Genomic DNA, 19,449 nt, shown 5'->3' on the forward strand with positions numbered 1-19,449 from the left:
GCTTTTACCGGCGCCTCAGTGTATGGGCGCAATTTGAACAGCATATATTTAAAATCAATGATGAAGAGAGTAGTTGCATGGAATCTGTGAATAGCGAGCCGGGATGGTGAAAGCCGGCAGCAGAACATGTAATGAACCGCACTTTAGAGATGTCAGCCTGAACAAAGGCTAAGCTTAAGTAGGGCTGACCGGGTAACGTCCGTTAACCGTTTCGAAAGCTGGTTCTGACTTTGGAACAATAAGAGTGGTACCGCGGGTGATATTTAACGCTCGTCTCTATTTTGAGACTGAGTGTTTTTTTATACCTTATTATTTAACTATATATTGGAATATTTCATGATTTGCCAATTTTCACTATAAATGATTTGAGATGAGATGGGGGGATTCAAGTGAAGGCAGGTATTATTGGTGCTAATGGGTACAGCGGTGTCGAATTAATTAGATTCCTCAGCAATCATCCTTTCGTTCAAATTGAGATGCTTATATCTCACTCGACGAGCGGAAAAAACATAAAGGACCTTTATCCACACTTGTCGGACGTTTGTGAAAAAACTTTGGAAAATGTTGATATTGATGAAATCGCCGAACGCACAGATTTATTGTTTTTTGCCGTTCCTTCAGGTGTCAGCCAGAGTCTTGTACCGCAATTCTTGAAAAAAGGTTTAACATGTATTGATTTGTCCGGAGACTTTCGATTAAAAGATCCGGATAAATATACAAAATGGTATCAGAAACCGCCGGCACATCAGGGTTATTTGCAACAAGCTGTCTACGGCTTGCCGGAATTTTATCAAGAACAAATCAAAAACGCGAAGCTGATTGCAAATCCTGGATGTTATCCAACCGCAGCTTTGCTGGGCATTCTGCCGGCTGTGAAAATGGGTTTGGTTAATTTTGAAACCTTAATTATCGACGGCAAGTCGGGCGTTTCAGGTGCGGGGCGAGGCGTCTCTTTAGGGTCACACTTTTGCGAGGTGAATGAAAACGTCAAGGCTTATAAGATTGGCGTCCATCAACATACGCCGGAAATTGAGCAAACGATTCAAGATATTAGCGGCGAGCAAATAAACATCAATTTTACTCCCCATCTTATACCGATGACAAGAGGGATTATGTGCACGATCTATGCCGGCTTGAAAAAACCATTAACAACAGAAGAAGTTGTAGAACAGTATAAGCAATTTTATGAATCCAGCTATTTCGCAAGAGTAAGAGAAGCGGGGGACTGGCCGGCGACAAAAGAGGTTTACGGCTCCAACTATTGCGATATCGGGATTGTGTCTGATGAACGCACGAACAGAGTCATGATTATTTCAGTGATTGATAATGTTATCAAAGGCGCTTCGGGTCAAGCGATTCAAAATATGAATCTGATTTATGGATGGGAGGAATGGACGGGATTAACTTTAACACCTGTCTTTCCGTAAACGGTCGGACTTCCAGCCAGGATAAATAATAGGAGGGTAAGGAAATGGCGAGCATTATCGATCAAAAGCAAGATAGTATTCGAGTGTTATCAGAAGGCGGCGTTGCTCAGCCAAAAGGATTCAAAGCGGGCGGGCTTCATTGCGGGATTAAATATAAACGGCCGGATCTTGGATGGATTTATTCAGAAGTGCCGGCCGCGGCCGCAGCGGTGTATACAACAAATCAGTTTCAGGCAGCGCCTTTGCTTGTCACACAGGAAAGCATTGCGGCCGAACAGAAGCTCCAATCAGTATTAGTTAATTCCGGCATAGCCAATGCGTGTACAGGAGAGGAAGGGCTTGAAAATGCCTATGAGATGCGGAAAATGTTTGCCGAGCATTTAACGGTTCCGGAACATTACGCGGCGGTCGCATCAACGGGAGTTATCGGCGATCTGCTGCCGATGGAGAAGATCAGTCAAGGCGTTAAACAAATAGCTTTAACCAATAATGAGGAGAGCCAATTTGAAAAAGCCATTTTAACGACGGATACAGCGACAAAGCATGCGGCTGTTCAGATAAACATTAATGGGAAAACAGTTGCGATCGGCGGGGCCGCCAAAGGTTCCGGAATGATTCATCCGAATATGGCGACTATGTTGGCATTTATTACCACAGATGCCTCTGTTGTTCAAGAAGATCTGTTAGAAGCGCTAAAAGAAGTAACCAACAAAACATTTAATATGATTACAGTTGATGGTGATACGAGTACGAACGATATGGTCTTACTTATGGCTAATGGACTAGCGGAAAACAAACCACTATCCAAGTCGCATGCAGAGTGGCCATTATTTGTCAAAGGCCTGACCCATGTTTGCCAAACCTTGGCTCAAATGATTGCCAGAGACGGTGAAGGAGCGACAAAGCTCGTTGAAGTCCACGTCAATGGCGCCAAAAATGATCAGGCCGCACAGGCTATCAGTAAAGCTGTTGTCGGGTCAAATTTGGTTAAAACGGCGATTTACGGCGAAGACCCGAACTGGGGAAGAATCGTCTGTGCTGTCGGATACAGCGGTCAGCCGATCGATACAAAACAAATTAAAGTATCCATCGGGCCGATAACGATTGTCGAAAAAGGGCTCCCGGTTCCGTACAGCGAGCAGGATGCTAAAGACTATTTAAAACAAGACGAGATTCAAATTTTTGTTGATTTATTTGAAGGGGACGGAAAGGGAACGGCCTGGGGCTGCGATTTATCCTACGACTATGTCAAAATCAATGCTTCTTACCGGACTTAAGAAGGGGGCGGCTTAAATGAATTTTCTTGTTATTAAATGCGGCGGGAGTGTAGTAGAAAAATTGCCTGATAGATTTTATGAAAATATTGCAGATATACAAAAAAGCGGAAAGTGGCTTCCTGTTATTGTTCACGGCGGCGGGCCGCTGATTTCAAGTTTTTTAAATAAATTAAACATTGAAACGTCTTTCCGCCACGGTTTAAGAGTGACGACAGAAGAAGTGCTGGATGCCGCGGAAATCGTGTTAAGCGGTTTGGTAAACAAACAAATTGTCAGAAAGTTATCAATGGCGAAGGGAAAAGCGTTTGGCATGAGCGGTGCTGACGGGCATCTATTAACAGCTGTCCCGGTTGATGACAGCGGCAATCTTGGATTTGTCGGGAAAATAGGCGGGGTCAAAAGCGAATGGCTTATTCAAATCATTAAAGAGGGATATATACCGGTCATCTCGCCTATATCGCTTGATGCCAAGGGCCAGCGCTACAACATTAATGCAGATGCCGCCGCTTCTGCAATAGCTCAGGCGCTTAAAGCACATCTTTGTTTTATAAGCGATATCCCGGGGATTTGGATTGAAGAAGACGGCAAGAAAAAAGTTTTGAATAAAGTCACCCAGCAAGAAGTTGTTGATATGATTGCCGAAAAAAAGATTGCCGGCGGCATGATTCCAAAGGTTCAAGCAGCCATTGAAAGTCTATTGGAAGGCGTCCCTGAAGTTGTCATTTTAAACGGCTTCGATGATAAAAGTTTGCTTGATTACACAAATAACGGAAGAGCAGGAACAAAAATCATCCTTGAAGGGGAGGCTGCCCATGTCTAATCAGCAGTTAACCGAACTAGAACCCTTAATGCCGACATATAATCGTTTTCCAATTGCCATAGCCAAAGGCAAGGAAAGTTTTGTTTGGGATTCGAATGGCAAACGGTATTTGGATTATACGTCAGGTATAGCTGTATGCAACCTCGGGCATGTGCCTGATGAAGTCAAAGAAAAAGTAGAACTGCAGCTGAACGATTTATGGCATTGTTCCAATTTATACCACATACCGCAGCAGAAAAAGCTGGCAGCGTTATTAGTCGAAAAGTCGTGCTGCGATCAAGTGTTTTTTTGCAGCAGCGGTGCTGAAGCAAATGAAGCGGCCATCAAACTCGCTAGAAAATATTCGCAAACCATTAAGCAGCAAAAAGCTTTCGAAATAGTTACATTCAGCCGATCGTTTCATGGCAGAACATTAGCGGCGCTGTCGGCAACTGCCCAAGACAAAATCAAAACCGGGTTTGCCCCGTTTATTGATGGTTTCCGTTATCTCCCTTATAACGATTTCGAAAGTATAGACCAGCTCCAAAACGGCAAGACATGTGCGGTTTTGCTTGAACTCGTTCAAGGAGAGGGCGGTGTTATCCCAGCTGATCAAGAGTGGATCGAGAAGCTTGCGGCAACATGCAAAAAAGAAGGGATATTATTGATGGCGGATGAGATTCAAACAGGCATCGGGAGAACCGGCACGTTCTTTGCCTACGAACAATATGGGATTGAGCCGGATGTCATTACATTGGCGAAAGGGCTGGGATCGGGTTTTCCAATTGGCGCCGTACTCGCGAAAGCTGAAGCGGCAAAAGCCTTTGATCCCGGAAGCCATGGCAGCACATTCGGAGGCAACCCGCTTGCCGCAGCCGCCGGTATTGCCACGCTTGAAGCTATCGAACAATACGAGGTATTAAAAACAGCGCAAGAAAATGGCAAATATTTAAAAGACCGATTAGAGGCGCTGCAAGATAAATATAGTTGTCACATTCAATCAGTCAGGGGAAAGGGCTTATTGTTAGGGCTTGTCACGACATCCGATGCTGTCAATATTGTCAACCAAGCAAGGGAAAAACAAGTGCTTATCTTAACAGCAGGTCAGAATGTTGTACGCATCCTGCCTCCTTTAACAACAGACCGATCAGAGATAGACATGTTTATATCTGTGATGGAAGAGATTTTTGCAAACTTAGAAGCATAAGAGGGGGAGTTTTATATGGAAACGGGTTATCTCGTATTAGAAACCGGAGATGTTTTCGAAGGCGCATTAATCGGAAAGAATAAGGCTTCTATGGGAGAGGTTGTCTTTAATACGAGTATGACAGGCTACCAGGAGATTTTAACCGATCCTTCATACGCCGGACAGATTGTTACTTTCTGTTATCCGCTGGTCGGAAATTACGGGATTAATCTTTTCGATAATGAGAGTGCAAAACTTCATCTGGAAGGGGCTGTTATCAGCGATTTGTGCATGGCGCCAAGCCACTACCAATCAATAAAAGCTTTTAGTGAGCATCTTGAGGCAAACGGCGTTGCCTGTCTTACAGGAGTCGATACAAGAGCCATTGTAAAAAAGATACGGCATCATGGGACGATGAAAGCGATCATCACTCAATCTCTTGATAAAAGTTTAATGAAATCTTTTGTTCACGACCCTGTTTTCAACACATCCATGGTCAAAAAGGTTTCTGTGAAAAAAATCAAACAATACGAAGGATCAGGGCCGCACATTGCATTGTTTGATTACGGGTATAAAAAGTCCATGCTTGACGCCTTGGTAAATGCAGGCTGCAAGGTCACAGTTGTCCCATACTGCACAACATTTCCAGAGATACAATCATTAAATCCAGACGGTGTCATGTTCAGCAATGGTCCGGGTGATCCGGCAGCGCTCAAGCCAATGCTGCCGGAGATTAAAAAGATTACGGAGCGTTATCCTTCGCTCGGCATCTGTTTAGGCCATCAATTGATAGCATTAGCATACGGTGCCGAAACGAATAAGCTGTTGTTCGGTCATCGCGGCGGCAATCACCCAGTGAAAGAAATTGAATCAGGAAAGGTATGGATAACATCGCAAAACCACAGCTATGTGGTCACAGATAAAAGTATTGATCAGGAGATTTTTGATATTACTTATGTAAATGTTAACGATCAATCCATTGAAGGATTAAAGCATAAAAAGCTGCCAATCGAAACGGTTCAATTTCATCCTGAAGCTCATCCGGGTCCTGATGATACACAATACATCTTTGAAAGATTTCTAAATACAATACGAAATGCAGGTGAAATGAAACATGCCATTACTTACTAATATCAAAAAAGTGCTGGTTATCGGATCAGGGCCGATCGTGATCGGGCAGGCAGCCGAGTTTGATTATGCCGGGACACAGGCATGCCTAGCCTTAAAAGAAGAAAATATTGAAGTCGTTTTAATTAATAATAATCCAGCAACGATCATGACTGATGAACAAGTGGCCGACAAGATTTATATTGAGCCGTTGACGGTAGAAGCCATTGAAGAAATTATAAAGAAAGAAAAACCTGACGGCGTGATCGGCACGCTCGGCGGCCAAACAGGATTAAATTTAGCCGTTCAATTATATGAAAAGAACATTTTACAAAAATACGGCGTCGAGCTCCTGGGCACCTCAGTTGAATCCATTCAAAAAGGTGAAGACAGGGAAAAATTCCGTCAGCTGATGATTGATATCGATGAACCGATTTGCGAGTCGGAAATTATTCATTCCTATGAGGAAGGTTTGGCATTTGTAAGAAAAATTGGATTTCCTGTTATTATCCGTCCCGCTTACACGCTCGGGGGTTCCGGAGGCGGATTTGCCGCAAATGAAAAGGAGCTGGCACTCGTTCTCAAGCAAGGACTTCAAGCAAGCCCGATTCACCAAGTGATCATTGAAAGAAGCATTAAGGGCTGGAAAGAAATTGAGTATGAAGTGATGCGTGATGCCAACGATACATGCGTTATTGTCTGTAATATGGAAAATATCGACCCGGTCGGTGTTCATACCGGCGATTCAATCGTAACAGCACCATCGCAAACTTTATCCGATGTGCAATATCAGATGTTAAGAAGCGCGTCGCTGAAGGTGATTCGGGCATTAGAAATTGTCGGCGGCTGCAATATCCAATTTGCCCTTGATCCGTATTCAGACAAATATGTGATCATCGAAGTCAATCCAAGGGTCAGCCGTTCTTCAGCGCTGGCTTCAAAAGCGACCGGCTATCCAATAGCGAGAATTGCCGCAAAATGCGCGATAGGATTTCATCTTGATGAGATTATCAATCCAATTACCGGTACGACTTATGCCTCCTTTGAACCAGCGCTTGACTATGTTGTTGTTAAGCTGCCGCGTTTCCCCTTTGATAAATTTACTGAAGGCGACCGTTCGCTCGGCACGCAAATGAAAGCGACCGGGGAAGTGATGGCGATTGACAGGACGTTTGAAGGTGCACTAAACAAAGGATTAAGGTCAATGGAGTTAGGCCTCTTCGGACTTTCGCTTTCCGCTTTTCAAGAGGCTGGCTTGGAAACATTGAAAGCTCATATTGAAGAAGCCGCGGACTTACGGCTGTTTGCGATTGCTGAAATGTTCAAGAGAGGCATGACCGTTGAGGAGGCATTTCAATACACGAAGATAGATCGGTGGTTTTTAACGAAGATTAAAGCCATCGTTGACCTTGAAGAGCATTTAGCCGCTTTGGCTTGGGAAGAGGTGCCTGTACAACTTTTAAAGCAGGCTAAGTCTTTCAACATCAGCGACAAGCGAATAGCGCAAATCTTCGGCATTAGTGAAAAAGAAGCCAGGCAGAAATGGAAAGCGCTCGGCTTAAAACCGGGATATAAATTAGTTGATACTTGCGCGGCTGAGTTTGAGGCCAAGACGCCTTACTATTATTCAACTTGGCGCGGCGAAGATGAGGCAGAAGTTCATGATCATAAAAAAATTCTTGTCATCGGCTCTGGGCCAATACGGATCGGTCAAGGCATAGAATTTGATTATTGTTCTGTTCAAGCCGCATTAGCTGTTAAGAAAAAAGGCTATAAAGCCATTGTGATCAACAATAATCCTGAAACGGTCAGCACAGACTATTCAATTGCTGACCGGCTCTATTTTGAACCGCTCGCGCTTGAAGATATTTTAAATGTCGCCGAAAAGGAAAATGCCGAAGGTGCGCTAATACAATTTGGCGGACAAACGGCTATTAACTTAGCCAAGGAACTGGAACAGGAAGGTATAACGATATTAGGCACGTCAACAGAAGCGATTAATCAAATGGAAGACCGCGGCCAGTTTTATTGTTTGCTGAATCAACTGAACATTCCGCATATTGAAGGCGAAACAGTCAACAGTGCCGATGATTTGCATCAGGCAGCAGAAGACCTTGGATTTCCGATACTTGTTAGACCTTCTTACGTCATTGGCGGCCAGTCGATGTTTATTTTCTACAACAAAGAAGAGTTAGAGCGCTATATCGGAAATAAGGGAGTTCTTGATAAAAAGTCTTGGCCGCTGCTCGTTGACCGTTATCTGCCGGGCGTTGAATGTGAAGTGGACGCCATTAGCGACGGTGAGAATATCGTCATTCCCGGCATCTTTGAACATATCGAAAAAGCAGGCGTTCACTCGGGTGACAGCTTTGCGGTTTTTCCGCCGATCACTTTGCCGGACGACATGAAATCGACAGTTGAAAATTATACAAAGCAAATTTGCAAAGCATTAAGAATCAATGGCTTGATAAATATTCAGTTTGTCGTTTCGGGAAAAACCGTCTACGTATTGGAAGTTAATCCGCGGGCATCGCGAACGGTGCCTATCATGAGTAAAGTTACAGGAGTTCCAATGGTAGAGTCGGCAGCAGCCGTTCAATTAGGCGAAAGCTTAAACGGCCTTTTCGATAAGTTTGGTCTATTAAGCGAACCGTCCTTTTATTCAGTTAAAGCTCCGGTTTTTTCCAATGAAAAGTTGAAAGATGTAGACCTTGTTTTAGGGCCGGAAATGAAATCAACGGGGGAGCTTTTGGGCTTAGGCCGTTCAGCCGAAGAAGCCATGGAAAAGGCAATGTTTCCAAACGGCGAAAATATTTTTCAGGATGCATCTGGAGATTCAATTGTTTTTTGTTCGATAGCAGACCGGGAGAAACCGGAAAGCATTGAGATTGTAAAAGCCTTGCAAAATAAAGGATTTCAAATAGGAGCGACCGTCAATACAGCTGCTTACTTTAATAAGTACGGTATCAAAACACCATTCGTTTCTAATGATTTGGATGAAATAAAGGCATTGATCGCGGACGGAAAAGCGGCCGCTGTTTTAAATAGTCCAAATCAAGGGAGAAATAAAGCATCGTTCGGTTTTGGCTTAAGAGAGCTTAGCGTTCGCTACAAAATACCATTGTTTACTTGTCTCGATACGATTAAAGCGGCACTTAACTTATCGGGAAGAACCGATCAATTGACAGTATTGACGCTTGCGGAATACCGCAGGCTTGAGATGATAACGAGTTAGGGGGAAGAGGAATGTTAAATGTTAGCCAGCCGGTTCAATTGAAGGCAGTTCCTTCAGATTTAAAGGGAAAAGACTTTTTAACTTTAGCCGATTTTACCCAAAATGACATTTTCTTTCTATTAAATCAAGCACTTGAAATGAAGAAACTGCAAAAAAAGGGTATTCCCCATCCGTATTTGCGCGGGAAAGTGTTGGGGATGATCTTCGAAAAACCGTCGACAAGAACGAGGGTTTCCTTTGAAGTTGGCATGATGCAGCTTGGCGGCCAGGCGATATTTTTAAGTTCAAACGATATCCAGCTGGGCCGCGGAGAAACAATAGGCGATACTGCAAAAGTATTGTCGCGCTATGTTGACGGCATCATGATCAGGACATTCGCCCACGATTCAATTGAACAGTTTGCGGAACATGCGGAAGTACCGGTGATTAACGGTCTGACCGATTTGCACCACCCGACGCAGGTGCTTGCTGACCTATTGACAGTTTATGAGCATAAGGGGACGTTGAGCGGACTGAAAATGTGCTACATCGGCGACGGCAATAATAATATGTGCCATTCGCTTCTCGAAGGGGCAGCAAGCGTAGGCATGGATATTTCGGTTGCCAGCCCGGCCGGTTATGAACCAAACCTGCAAATCTTTGAAAATGCTAAACGCATCGGCCAATCGACGGGAAGCCAGGTTGCATATACCTCTTCACCAGAGAAAGCGATTGAACAAACAGACATTATCGTTACCGATGTCTGGACCAGCATGGGTCAAGAGGCAGAAACTGAAGAAAGATTACAAGTCTTTGCACCTTATCAAGTGAACAAGGAACTTTGTTCATACGCGAAAGATGATTTCCTTTTTCTGCACTGCTTGCCGGCACACCGCGGTGAAGAAGTGACGCCGGAAATCATTGACGGTTCTCACTCAGTCGTTTTTGATGAAGCTGAAAATAGGATGCACGCCCAAAAAGCTATATTGAAACATTTAATGGAAGGCTGATTGTTTGATATAGAAGGAGATTTTTAATAAAGGAGAGATGCTTAATGGCCAAAGAAAAAATTGTTTTAGCGTATTCCGGCGGTTTAGACACATCTGTTTCAATCAAATGGATTCAAGAGAAATATGGATATGATGTCATCGCACTAGGACTTAATGTTGGAGAAGGGAAAGATTTAGAAGAAATTAAACAAAAGGCATTAAATGTCGGAGCGATTAAATCCATCTGCATTGATGCAAAAGAATTGCTTGCCAAAGATTATATTTTGCCGGCATTAAAGGCGAACGCCCTATATGAAGGTAAATACCCGCTCTCTTCCGCATTGTCGCGGCCGTTAATCGCAAAGCTCTTAGTTGATACGGCCGAACAGGAGGGAGCAGCCGCTGTAGCTCATGGATGCACCGGGAAAGGCAATGACCAAGTCCGGTTCGAAGTGTCGATTAAGGCCCTCAATCCAAGCTTGAAAGTTGTCGCGCCTGTACGCGAATGGGGGATGACAAGGGATGAAGAGATTGCTTACGCCAAAGAAAAAGGCATTCCGATTCCAGTGGATCTCGATAATCCTTTTTCGATTGACGCCAACATTTGGGGGCGTGCTTGTGAAGCGGGTGTATTAGAAAACCCTTGGACAGAAGCGCCGGAAGAAGCCTTTGAGTGGACAAATCCAATTGAGAAAACCCCGGATGAAGCGGAATATATTGACATTACATTTGAGGAAGGTGTTCCAACAGCCTTAAACGATAAAAAACTCCCTTTAGTCGAAGTCATTGAAACATTAAATGAAAAGGGCGGTCTTTATGGCGTCGGCCGGATCGATCATATCGAAAACCGCCTTGTCGGCATTAAGTCAAGAGAAGTCTATGAAAATCCAGCGGCGCTTATTTTAATCAATGCTCATAAGGAACTGGAATATTTAACTCTAACAAGGGAGGTTTCCCAGTTCAAATCAATAGTTGATCAGCAAATGGCAAAAATCATTTATGAGGGATTATGGTATTCGCCGCTTAAGCCGGCTTTGGACGCCTTCGTTAATGAAACACAAAAGGCCGTTTCAGGAAAAGTGCGCGTAAAGCTTCATAAAGGCACTCATGTCGTTGTCGGCCGGGAATCCGCAAACAGCCTTTATAATGAGGAACTAGCGACCTATACAAAAGGGGACGCGTTTGACCACAATGCGGCTGTTGGATTTATTAATCTGTGGGGTCTGCCGACAAAAGTGTACTCAGAAGTTCATCAAGGACTTTCGCCTGTTGGAGAACCAGCTGCGGGAAAGTAAGGGGCATTCCAAACTGCTGATAGAGCGTCAAGCTGTTTTTATAAGTGCAAATACTGAATGAATGCGTTGATTTTCAGGTCTGCATCAGCCAACTTTTTATAAATGTCTATTATGGATAGAAAGCGGGTGGCATTGTGGCAAAACTTTGGGGCGGACGGTTTACAAAGGAAACGGATAAACTCGTCGATACGTTTACTTCATCTATTTCATTTGATCAAAAATTAGCCAAAGAGGACATTCAAGGCAGCCTCGCTCACGTTCAGATGCTCGGTGAATGCGGTATTATTGCGGACGAAGAAGCAAGGCAAATTCAATCAGGATTATATACGATATTAGATAAAGTTGATAAAGGGGAAGTTGATTTTCAATTGGAGCATGAAGATATTCATATGAATATCGAAAAGCTGTTAATTGATGAAATCGGCCCGGTTGGTGGGAAATTGCATACCGGGCGAAGCCGCAACGATCAAGTGGCAACGGATATGCATCTTTATCTGCGAACAAAGACAAAAGAATTGATTAAATGTCTGGAAAAAGTCCAAATGGCTTTAATCAATCAATCGAAAGAAAATTTTGAAACGATATTGCCTGGATATACACATCTTCAGCGTGCCCAGCCTGTCTCTTTTGCTCATCATTTGCTCGCTTACTTTTGGATGTTTGAAAGAGATAAAGAAAGGTTGCAAGACAGCTTAAAACGGATTAACGTTTTACCTTTAGGGGCAGGCGCATTAGCAGGCACAACCTTTCCTATTAATCGCGGCCGCATTGCTGAACTGTTAGACTTTGATGATGTTTATCCAAACAGCATGGATGCGGTCAGTGACCGGGATTTTATTCTGGAATTTCTGTCAGTTGCATCAATTATAATGGTGCATATTTCAAGGCTTTCAGAGGAATTGGTCATTTGGAGCAGCCAAGAATTTCAATTTATCGAACTTGATGATGCTTTTTGTACAGGATCAAGCATGATGCCCCAAAAGAAAAACCCTGACGTTCCTGAATTATTAAGAGGCAAAGCAGGCCGCGTATTCGGCGGTTTAATCGGGCTGTTAACGGTGTTAAAAGGATTGCCTTTAGCCTACAATAAGGACCTGCAAGAGGATAAGGAAGGCATGTTCGATACGGTTGAAACGCTCGAAGGGTCTTTGAATTTGCTGGTACCGCTCCTCGAGACAATGACAGTCAATACTGAAAAAATGAGAAATGCTGTGGCGCAAGATTATTCAAATGCGACCGACATCGCCGACTATTTAGCCGCAAAAGGGATGCCGTTCCGCCAAGCTCATGAAGTCATCGGAAAAATAGTTATTTATGCCGTTCAAAAGGGAAAATATTTACTAGACTTAACGATGGAAGAATATCAATCATTCAGCCGGTTGTTTGAAGAGGATGTTTATGAGTATTTAACGCCGGAACACGTTGTAGACGCACGGAAAAGCGCAGGCGGTACAGCGGCAGCACAAGTTAAACAGCAGCTTAAGCTGGCGGAAAGCAAATTAGTCAAAAATAATTGACTTTAGGAGCGTTATATGCATAAAATAAATTAACAAAAATCGGAAGGGTGAAAAAAGTACATGATTTTATAATCCTATTTAAGAACAAACATTCGTTAAGGTCATTGAATGGTTTTTTGAATGGGATAAATCTGTACTTTTTTACCATTTTAAAGAATGGCATAGCGTTTGCACTCGGTTCTCCTATTCAGAAAATCATATTGTTTAACGATGTTTTCTGAATAGGATGAGTCATGTACTTATATAGACAAAAAGGATTTTCAGCACTGCTTTTGACAGCAGTTCTTTTTGCTATATGTTCATTGCCTCCTATTCGGAAAACGGATAGGAGGTTTTTTATATCATGAAGATCTTTTGACGGTGCTTAAAACAGTCGGGAAATGTATAGAAAGCAATGAGACCTAACGTTAAGGGAGGGGTTATATGATTATACTTGAAGCGAATCACATAGAAAAATCAATAAAAGACCGGAAACTTTTTGGCTTTGAGCAGTTACGGATTCAAGATAGAGAACGAATCGGTTTGGTCGGCCGCAACGGCAGCGGGAAAACAACTTTGTTAAACATTTTGGCGGGGCAATCAGAAGCGGATGAAGGAACAATCATGACGTCTGCGACGCGCTATTTGTTGCCGCAGTTGAAAGAAGCGGGTACTGTCAGAAGCGGCGGCGAGATCACAAAAAGATACATTGACAAAGCATTAGCGGCGAAGCCGGATATATTATTCGCTGATGAACCGTCAACAAATCTCGACGCTGAAAGCATTGAAAGACTTGAAGGACAGTTTAAAAGATTTCAAGGAGCCATTGTGCTTGTTTCCCATGACCGTTATTTATTAGACCAGCTCTGCACAAAAATATGGGAAATTGAAGATGGCCATGTCAGAGAGTTTACCGGTCATTACACGCAATACCTTGAACAGAAAGAATTGCTGCGGCAGCAAGAGCGGGAAAAATATGAACAGTATACTGCTAAGAAAAAGCAGCTGGAACAGGCTGCACAGCTGAAAGAGCAGAAAGCTAAGAAGATGACAAAAGCACCCTCAAAACATATGGGAACTTCAGAATCCCGCCTTTATAAGATGAAGTATGCGAAGAAGCAAAAGATGATGCATCAAAATATTAAAGCTTTAAAAACGCGAATTGATAAATTGGAAAAAGTCGAAAAGCCAAGGGAGCTGCCGCCTATTAAAATGGATTTGCCGGATGGATCGGAAATTCAAGGCCGCCGCATCATTCAAGTCAAAGACTTCACCATGAAAATTAATGAGAAAGTGCTGTGGAGAGAGGCTTCTTTTGATATAAAAGGCGGGGAAAAGGTCGCGGTGATTGGGAAAAACGGCGCCGGCAAAACGACCTTGCTAAAGCAAATTTTAGCAAGAGTCCCTGAGGTAATGATCTCTCCGGCTGTGAAGATCGGTTATTTCAGCCAAAATCTTGATATTTTAAATCCAGAAAAAAATATTTTGGAAAATGTCAAAGCCACGGCCATCTATCCAGAAGCGCTGATACGGACCGTTCTTGCCCGCTTGCATTTCTATGAGGAAGAAGTGTTTAAGCCTGTCAAAGCCCTCAGCGGCGGTGAACGAGTCAAAGCGGCATTTGCAAAGGTGTTCTTGGGCGATATGAATGTATTAGTAATGGATGAACCGACAAATTTCCTCGATATTCATGCAATGGAAGCTTTGGAAGATTTATTAAGCCATTATGAGGGAACGGTTATCTTTGTCTCGCATGACCGCCGTTTTATCGAAAACATAGCTGCTAAAATGATTGAAATTGAAGATCAATCCATTACAGTATTTACAGGAAATTATAAGGAATATCGGGAAAGCAGGCAGGAATCATCGCGGGATTTTGCAAGAGATGAGCTATTAAAGATTGAAACAAAACTGACTGAAGTGATTAGTAAACTCAGTGAGCATCCATCGGAAACGCTTGAACAAGAATTTCAAAGGCTTATAGCTGAACGCAAATCGCTTAAGGAAAATTTAACGGATATTTAAAGGATTAGGTGCCGGGTCAATATGTTCCGGCATCTATTTTTATTAAGCCGCGGGAACGCACTTGCTTTTTCTAAAATCGGGCAGTCAGTCCCCAATTTCCCTATAAAGGGTTGAATTCCAACTTTATCAAGGTTAAACTGAAAAAAAATAATAGGGGGAAAAATGAACATGAAAAAAGTCACAGGACTAGTCTCAGCACTTATTTTATCCTTTTCGTTAGCTGGCTGCGGTACTCAAGATAAGATGAGTGCCGAGGCGCAAACAAAACCTCTTGCCGCCAAGGAAACAGCAGAAAAAACAATGGGTGAAGAATCTATTATGGCGGATGCCTGGTATCAAACCTCGGGTGAGGCAAAAGCATTATATTACCAAGGCTATAATATTGGTAAAATGAAATTGGACGAAGCATTAAAAAAAGGCACTAAGAAAAAACCGGCTGTCGTCCTGGATTTGGATGAAACGGTCCTGGATAACAGCCCTTGGGATGCGTATGTCGCTCAAAAAGGGAAAGCTTTTCCTTACAAATGGAATGAATGGGTCAATGCGGCAAAAGCAAAAGCTGTTCCAGGAGCAGTAGACTTTTTAAATGATGCAAACAAAAAAGGTGTAGACATTTACTACGTTTCTGATCGTTCAGTTGATCAATTAGATGCAACAATTAAAAATCTAAAGCGTGAGCATATTCCTCAGGCAAATAAGGAGCATGTCCTTTTAAAGGGCAAAAATGACACAAGCAAAAAAGGCCGGGATGATCGTATAGCCAAGACACATGACATAGTTTTATTTTTCGGAGATAACTTATCAGATTTCCCTAATTTCAAAGGAAAATCTCTTGAAGACAGAAATAAGGCTGTAGAGGAGCAAAAAAGCCAATTCGGGGACAAATTTATTATCATGCCAAATCCAATGTATGGAGATTGGGAAGGGGCATTATACAATTTTAAAGACAAGAAAGCCCACGAAAAAATAAAAGAACGCAAAGCCCATTTAAATGCTTTTCAGCCGTAAAATTTTAATTACTGACGCCAATATTTCATTTTAAAATGTAGAAACCGCCGGTAAACCATGGTTACAGCGGTTATGGTTTTAAGTCGAAAGCAGTTCGCCTTGCTTTCGGCTTCTATGATATTTTTTTAATATTCACAATGGGGGAATATTAAATAAAAACTGCGGGGGGAAATCTGTATGAAAAAGGTGATTTTAGCCGTTTTACTTGTGTTTTCACTGTCAGTTTCACCGGCTGTATCACGTTTGACAGCACAAGCTCATGCAAAAGGACATAACAGCAAAGAGATTGCTTTCCAAATGCTTGCGGTTAATGACTTTCATGGCAATTTGAATACTGTAAGCGACATTAAAGATAACGGCAAGATGTATAAAGTCGGCGGAGCGGCTTACTTGGCTTCACACTTAAATCAAGCCGAACAGGATATGAATCAGCAGGCAAAGAAAGAAGGGCTCAGATCCTATACCATTCGTCTTCATGCCGGGGACCTTGTCGGTGCAAGTCCGCCGATTTCCGCGCTGCTTCAAGATCAGCCGACAGCAGCGGCATTCAATGCGATGAACTTTAAGATCGGTGTTCTCGGAAACCACGAATTTGATGAGGGAATACCAGAATTAAAGCGTCTTTTATATGCAGCTTCTGTCCATCCGAACGTTAAGAAATATACAAAAGGGTTTGACTATCGCTATAAAGGGATAGATAAAGACTTTGACTATCTATGCGCTAATGTTGTTGATAAAAAGACGGGCAAACCCATCTTTCCGCCTTATGCCATAAAAAATGCCGGCGGCGTCAAAGTGGGTTTTATCGGCATCGATACGCTGGAAACGATGAAAACAACATTACATAAAAATATCAAGGATTTTAAATTTCTTAATGAAGCCGATACGGTCAATAAGTACGTGAAAATATTGCATAACAAAGGGGTTCATGCGATTGCCGTCGATGGCCATATTCCTGCAGACAATAAAGATGGTAAAATCGTCGGTGATGCCGCGGATTTAGCCAAAAAAGTCAGCGATGATGTGGATGTTATTTTCGCCGGACACAATAACACAAATGTTAACGGTTTTGTGGATGGAAAGCTGATTGTCGAAGATCTGAAATACGGACAAGCTTACGGCGATGTGAGAGGCAAGCTTGATCCTAAGACCCAAGACTTTGTGAAAGGTTCTCTTAAGGCGAGTGTCGTTCCAAATACAAGAGACATCAAACCAGATCCTAAAATTCAAAGCATTGTAAATCAGGCGAAAACAATCACTGACAAAGTGACAAAAAGTCCAATCGGTTATGCAGCAGACGGTAAGACCATCGGCAAAAAGGACCCGGAAGAAGGCGAAGATCCTTTAGGAGATCTCATTACTGACGGCCAACGCGAAATGACGGGGGCACAAATAGCCTTTACAAACTCTGGAGGCATTCGTACAGGATTAGTGTCTCATACGAACACTAAAGGCTTGCATGAAGTGTCTTGGGGGGATGCTTACGCCGTTCAGCCATTTGCAAATCAATTGGGCGTTTATCAATTAACTGGGAAACAAATGAAAGCGGCTTTAAACGAACAATGGCAAAACCCTGACCATATGATGTTTATGCAAGATTCTGGAATAAAATACACATACGCCGATGGTGACAAAGTTCCCGGCTGTCATCAGAAATATTGTGTCAAGGATATGTATCTTTCAGATGGTGAAAAAATAGCAATGGATAAAACCTATACAGTGGCGTTAAATGAATTTTTGGCAACCGGAGGGGACGGGTTTTCTGCCTTTAAACAAGGAAAGCTGGTGAAACCTTACCAGTCCGATACTGATACCTTTATTGAATATTTAAAGAAACTAACTGCCGAAGGCAAAAAGCTCGATCCCAAAGTTGATGGACGCGCAACGCTGGCTGAACCCTCCAAAGCAGAACAAGTCAATGCCCTTAACGGCGATGACCGCCATGAGCAAAATCAAGGGAAGACATCAAGCAGCCATTCAAAAGCCGGGCACAAACTCCCGGATACAGCAACAAATATTTACAGTTATCTATTAGCGGGTATTATTCTAGCCGCTCTGGGCCTTATGGTGTTATTCTATCGAAGGAAAAGAACATAATTTTATTTGCAGGGCGGGCCTTTAACTGTATCTTTAAAGATTGGTGGCTAATATGCGCAAATTAATAGGATGCTTTCTATTATCTATTGGCGTCATTTTAATTTCTGTTTCAGGATGCATACTCTGGATTGATCATACTGGACAAAAGCAGGCCATTCACCAAGCAGAAGCCGCTGTAAAAAGCAATCATCCGCAAGATAAGGATATAAAAGAAAGACCGTTTCATCCAAGAAAAGGCCAAGTTTTATTATCCGGGCACAGAGATACAGTATTCCGGCATTTGGGTGATTTGAAACCCGGGGATAAAATCATTGTCCAAATGCCTTATGGAACATTCCAATATAGCATGAAGGGATGGAAAATTGTATCAGAAGACGATACAACCGTCATTCATTCCACCGCGCCAAAAGAAGTTTTAACGCTGTCAACGTGCTATCCTTTTCATTATATTGGCCATGCGCCTAAACGCTATATTATAACTGCTTATCCGCTTAAATAATGTTGATCAGGGCGGCTTTTAAGGTCAGATTCACAATAATATTGACATTTTGTTGAACAAAGGGGAATATTTATGAAACAAGGCAGGATTATTATAATTACTGGTTCACCAGGGACTGGTAAAAGTACAACGGCGTCTATTGTTGCTAAAGAATCTAGCTTATTAAAAGCTGTTCATATGCACACGGATGATTTTTATCACTATATTCAAAAGGGGGCAATACCTCCTTTTTTACCGGAATCACAAGAACAAAACTTAATTGTTATTGAGGCTTTTTTAGAAGCTGCAAAACGTTTTGCACGTGGCGGGTACGATGTGATTATAGATGGAATTGTTGGTCCTTGGTTCTTAAAGCCGTGGTTAAATGTTGTACAAGATAATTATGAAGTACATTACATTATCTTAAGAGCGACTAAAGAAGAAACAATGAAACGAGCAATCAATCGCACTAAATTAGACGAAGGCGCCAACATTGAATTGGTAGAAAAAATGTGGGAGCAATTTAACGATTTAGGTGCCTATGAATCCAATATTATCGACACAACAAATCAATCTATCGAAGAAAGTGTTTCAGCAATAAAAGCCATAATTGAAAAGAAATCTTTTTTACTCACGACGTGATGCGATACAAAAGTTAAGCAAACGGGCGCGATTGTTTAGACCGATCTCTTTTTTAGCCCAAGTTAACATAAACCATCTTAGCTGAACCAATGAAAAAGAAAAAAGCCTATATTCGGCCAAATTCGCCGATATGGGCTGATTTTTATGTCGGGAAATAATTACGAAAATCAGTCTGATAATCAAAAACCACGATCTTATGATTTCTCCGGATTGCTTTGATTTTCAGTGGCATTTGAATGTTGCCTAAAACCCTGTTATATATCATAAAAATACCTTTTATTTTCGATATAGCACAAAGCGATCAGGCAAAAGAACACATACTAATGTGTGGTAGCAAAAAAAATCATCTGCAGGCTAGAAGCAGGGCGGCTTTTGCATTTTTTCGACATTATCGAAAAAAATTAGACAG

General features: G+C 42.4%; 14 protein-coding genes and 1 other annotated feature. All 14 genes read left to right on the plus strand.

Features of this window, described 5'->3' with window-relative positions; translation table 11 throughout:
- Positions 1–48: 48 nt before the first annotated feature.
- Positions 49–281: a binding site (T-box leader), on the plus strand.
- A gap of 108 nt (positions 282–389) precedes the next feature.
- The 14 genes from argC (at position 390) to JOD45_RS03695 (ending at position 19,040) form a co-directional block, all read left to right on the plus strand.
- On the plus strand, positions 390–1,427 hold the full coding sequence (gene argC / locus JOD45_RS03630) for an N-acetyl-gamma-glutamyl-phosphate reductase (protein ID WP_205002507.1): 1,038 nt from the start codon (positions 390–392) through the stop codon (positions 1,425–1,427).
- A gap of 44 nt (positions 1,428–1,471) precedes the next feature.
- Complete coding sequence (argJ, locus tag JOD45_RS03635; RefSeq protein WP_205002508.1) at positions 1,472–2,704, plus strand: bifunctional ornithine acetyltransferase/N-acetylglutamate synthase; 1,233 nt, start codon at positions 1,472–1,474, stop codon at positions 2,702–2,704.
- A 16-nt stretch (positions 2,705–2,720) separates the two neighbouring features.
- Entirely contained in the window at positions 2,721–3,524 is an 804-nt protein-coding gene (gene argB, locus JOD45_RS03640; RefSeq protein WP_205002509.1) for an acetylglutamate kinase, read from the plus strand.
- Positions 3,517–4,710: an acetylornithine transaminase gene (locus JOD45_RS03645; protein ID WP_205002510.1), complete on the plus strand. Its 1,194-nt coding sequence runs from the start codon at positions 3,517–3,519 to the stop codon at positions 4,708–4,710. The genes argB and JOD45_RS03645 overlap by 8 nt, the downstream gene beginning before the upstream one ends.
- 15 nt (positions 4,711–4,725) lie before the next feature.
- Positions 4,726–5,820 (plus strand): carbamoyl phosphate synthase small subunit, encoded by a 1,095-nt coding sequence (locus tag JOD45_RS03650; protein WP_205002511.1) that lies wholly within the window; start codon positions 4,726–4,728, stop codon positions 5,818–5,820.
- A complete protein-coding gene (carB, locus tag JOD45_RS03655; RefSeq protein WP_205002512.1) occupies positions 5,804–9,031 on the plus strand; it encodes a carbamoyl-phosphate synthase (glutamine-hydrolyzing) large subunit in 3,228 nt (1,075 codons plus the stop codon). Before JOD45_RS03650 ends, carB begins: the two co-directional genes overlap by 17 nt.
- A gap of 11 nt (positions 9,032–9,042) precedes the next feature.
- On the plus strand, positions 9,043–10,020 hold the full coding sequence (gene argF, locus JOD45_RS03660) for an ornithine carbamoyltransferase (RefSeq protein WP_205002513.1): 978 nt from the start codon (positions 9,043–9,045) through the stop codon (positions 10,018–10,020).
- A 44-nt stretch (positions 10,021–10,064) separates the two neighbouring features.
- Positions 10,065–11,294: an argininosuccinate synthase gene (locus tag JOD45_RS03665; protein ID WP_205002514.1), complete on the plus strand. Its 1,230-nt coding sequence runs from the start codon at positions 10,065–10,067 to the stop codon at positions 11,292–11,294.
- 134 nt (positions 11,295–11,428) lie between these two features.
- Positions 11,429–12,811 (plus strand): argininosuccinate lyase, encoded by a 1,383-nt coding sequence (argH, locus tag JOD45_RS03670; protein WP_205002515.1) that lies wholly within the window; start codon positions 11,429–11,431, stop codon positions 12,809–12,811.
- A 423-nt stretch (positions 12,812–13,234) separates the two neighbouring features.
- Positions 13,235–14,815, plus strand: coding sequence for a Vga family ABC-F type ribosomal protection protein (locus JOD45_RS03675; RefSeq protein ID WP_205002516.1), 1,581 nt, complete (start codon positions 13,235–13,237; stop codon positions 14,813–14,815).
- A gap of 162 nt (positions 14,816–14,977) precedes the next feature.
- On the plus strand, positions 14,978–15,823 hold the full coding sequence (locus JOD45_RS03680; RefSeq protein WP_205002517.1) for a 5'-nucleotidase, lipoprotein e(P4) family: 846 nt from the start codon (positions 14,978–14,980) through the stop codon (positions 15,821–15,823).
- 177 nt (positions 15,824–16,000) lie between these two features.
- The gene (locus JOD45_RS03685) at positions 16,001–17,920 is read left to right on the plus strand and encodes a 5'-nucleotidase C-terminal domain-containing protein (RefSeq protein ID WP_205002518.1); all 1,920 of its coding nucleotides are present in this window, start codon (positions 16,001–16,003) and stop codon (positions 17,918–17,920) included.
- Positions 17,921–17,972: 52 nt separating this feature from the next.
- The gene (locus JOD45_RS03690; RefSeq protein WP_205002519.1) at positions 17,973–18,419 is read left to right on the plus strand and encodes a sortase; all 447 of its coding nucleotides are present in this window, start codon (positions 17,973–17,975) and stop codon (positions 18,417–18,419) included.
- A 72-nt stretch (positions 18,420–18,491) separates the two neighbouring features.
- Positions 18,492–19,040 carry a P-loop nucleotide/nucleoside kinase family protein gene (locus tag JOD45_RS03695; protein WP_205002520.1) on the plus strand — a complete coding sequence of 183 codons (549 nt, stop codon included), beginning with the start codon at positions 18,492–18,494 and terminating at the stop codon, positions 19,038–19,040.
- Positions 19,041–19,449: the final 409 nt, after the last annotated feature.

Origin of the sequence: Scopulibacillus daqui (genome assembly GCF_016908855.1) — a bacterium.
GTDB classification, from domain to species: Bacteria; Bacillota; Bacilli; order Bacillales; family Sporolactobacillaceae; genus Scopulibacillus_A; species Scopulibacillus_A daqui.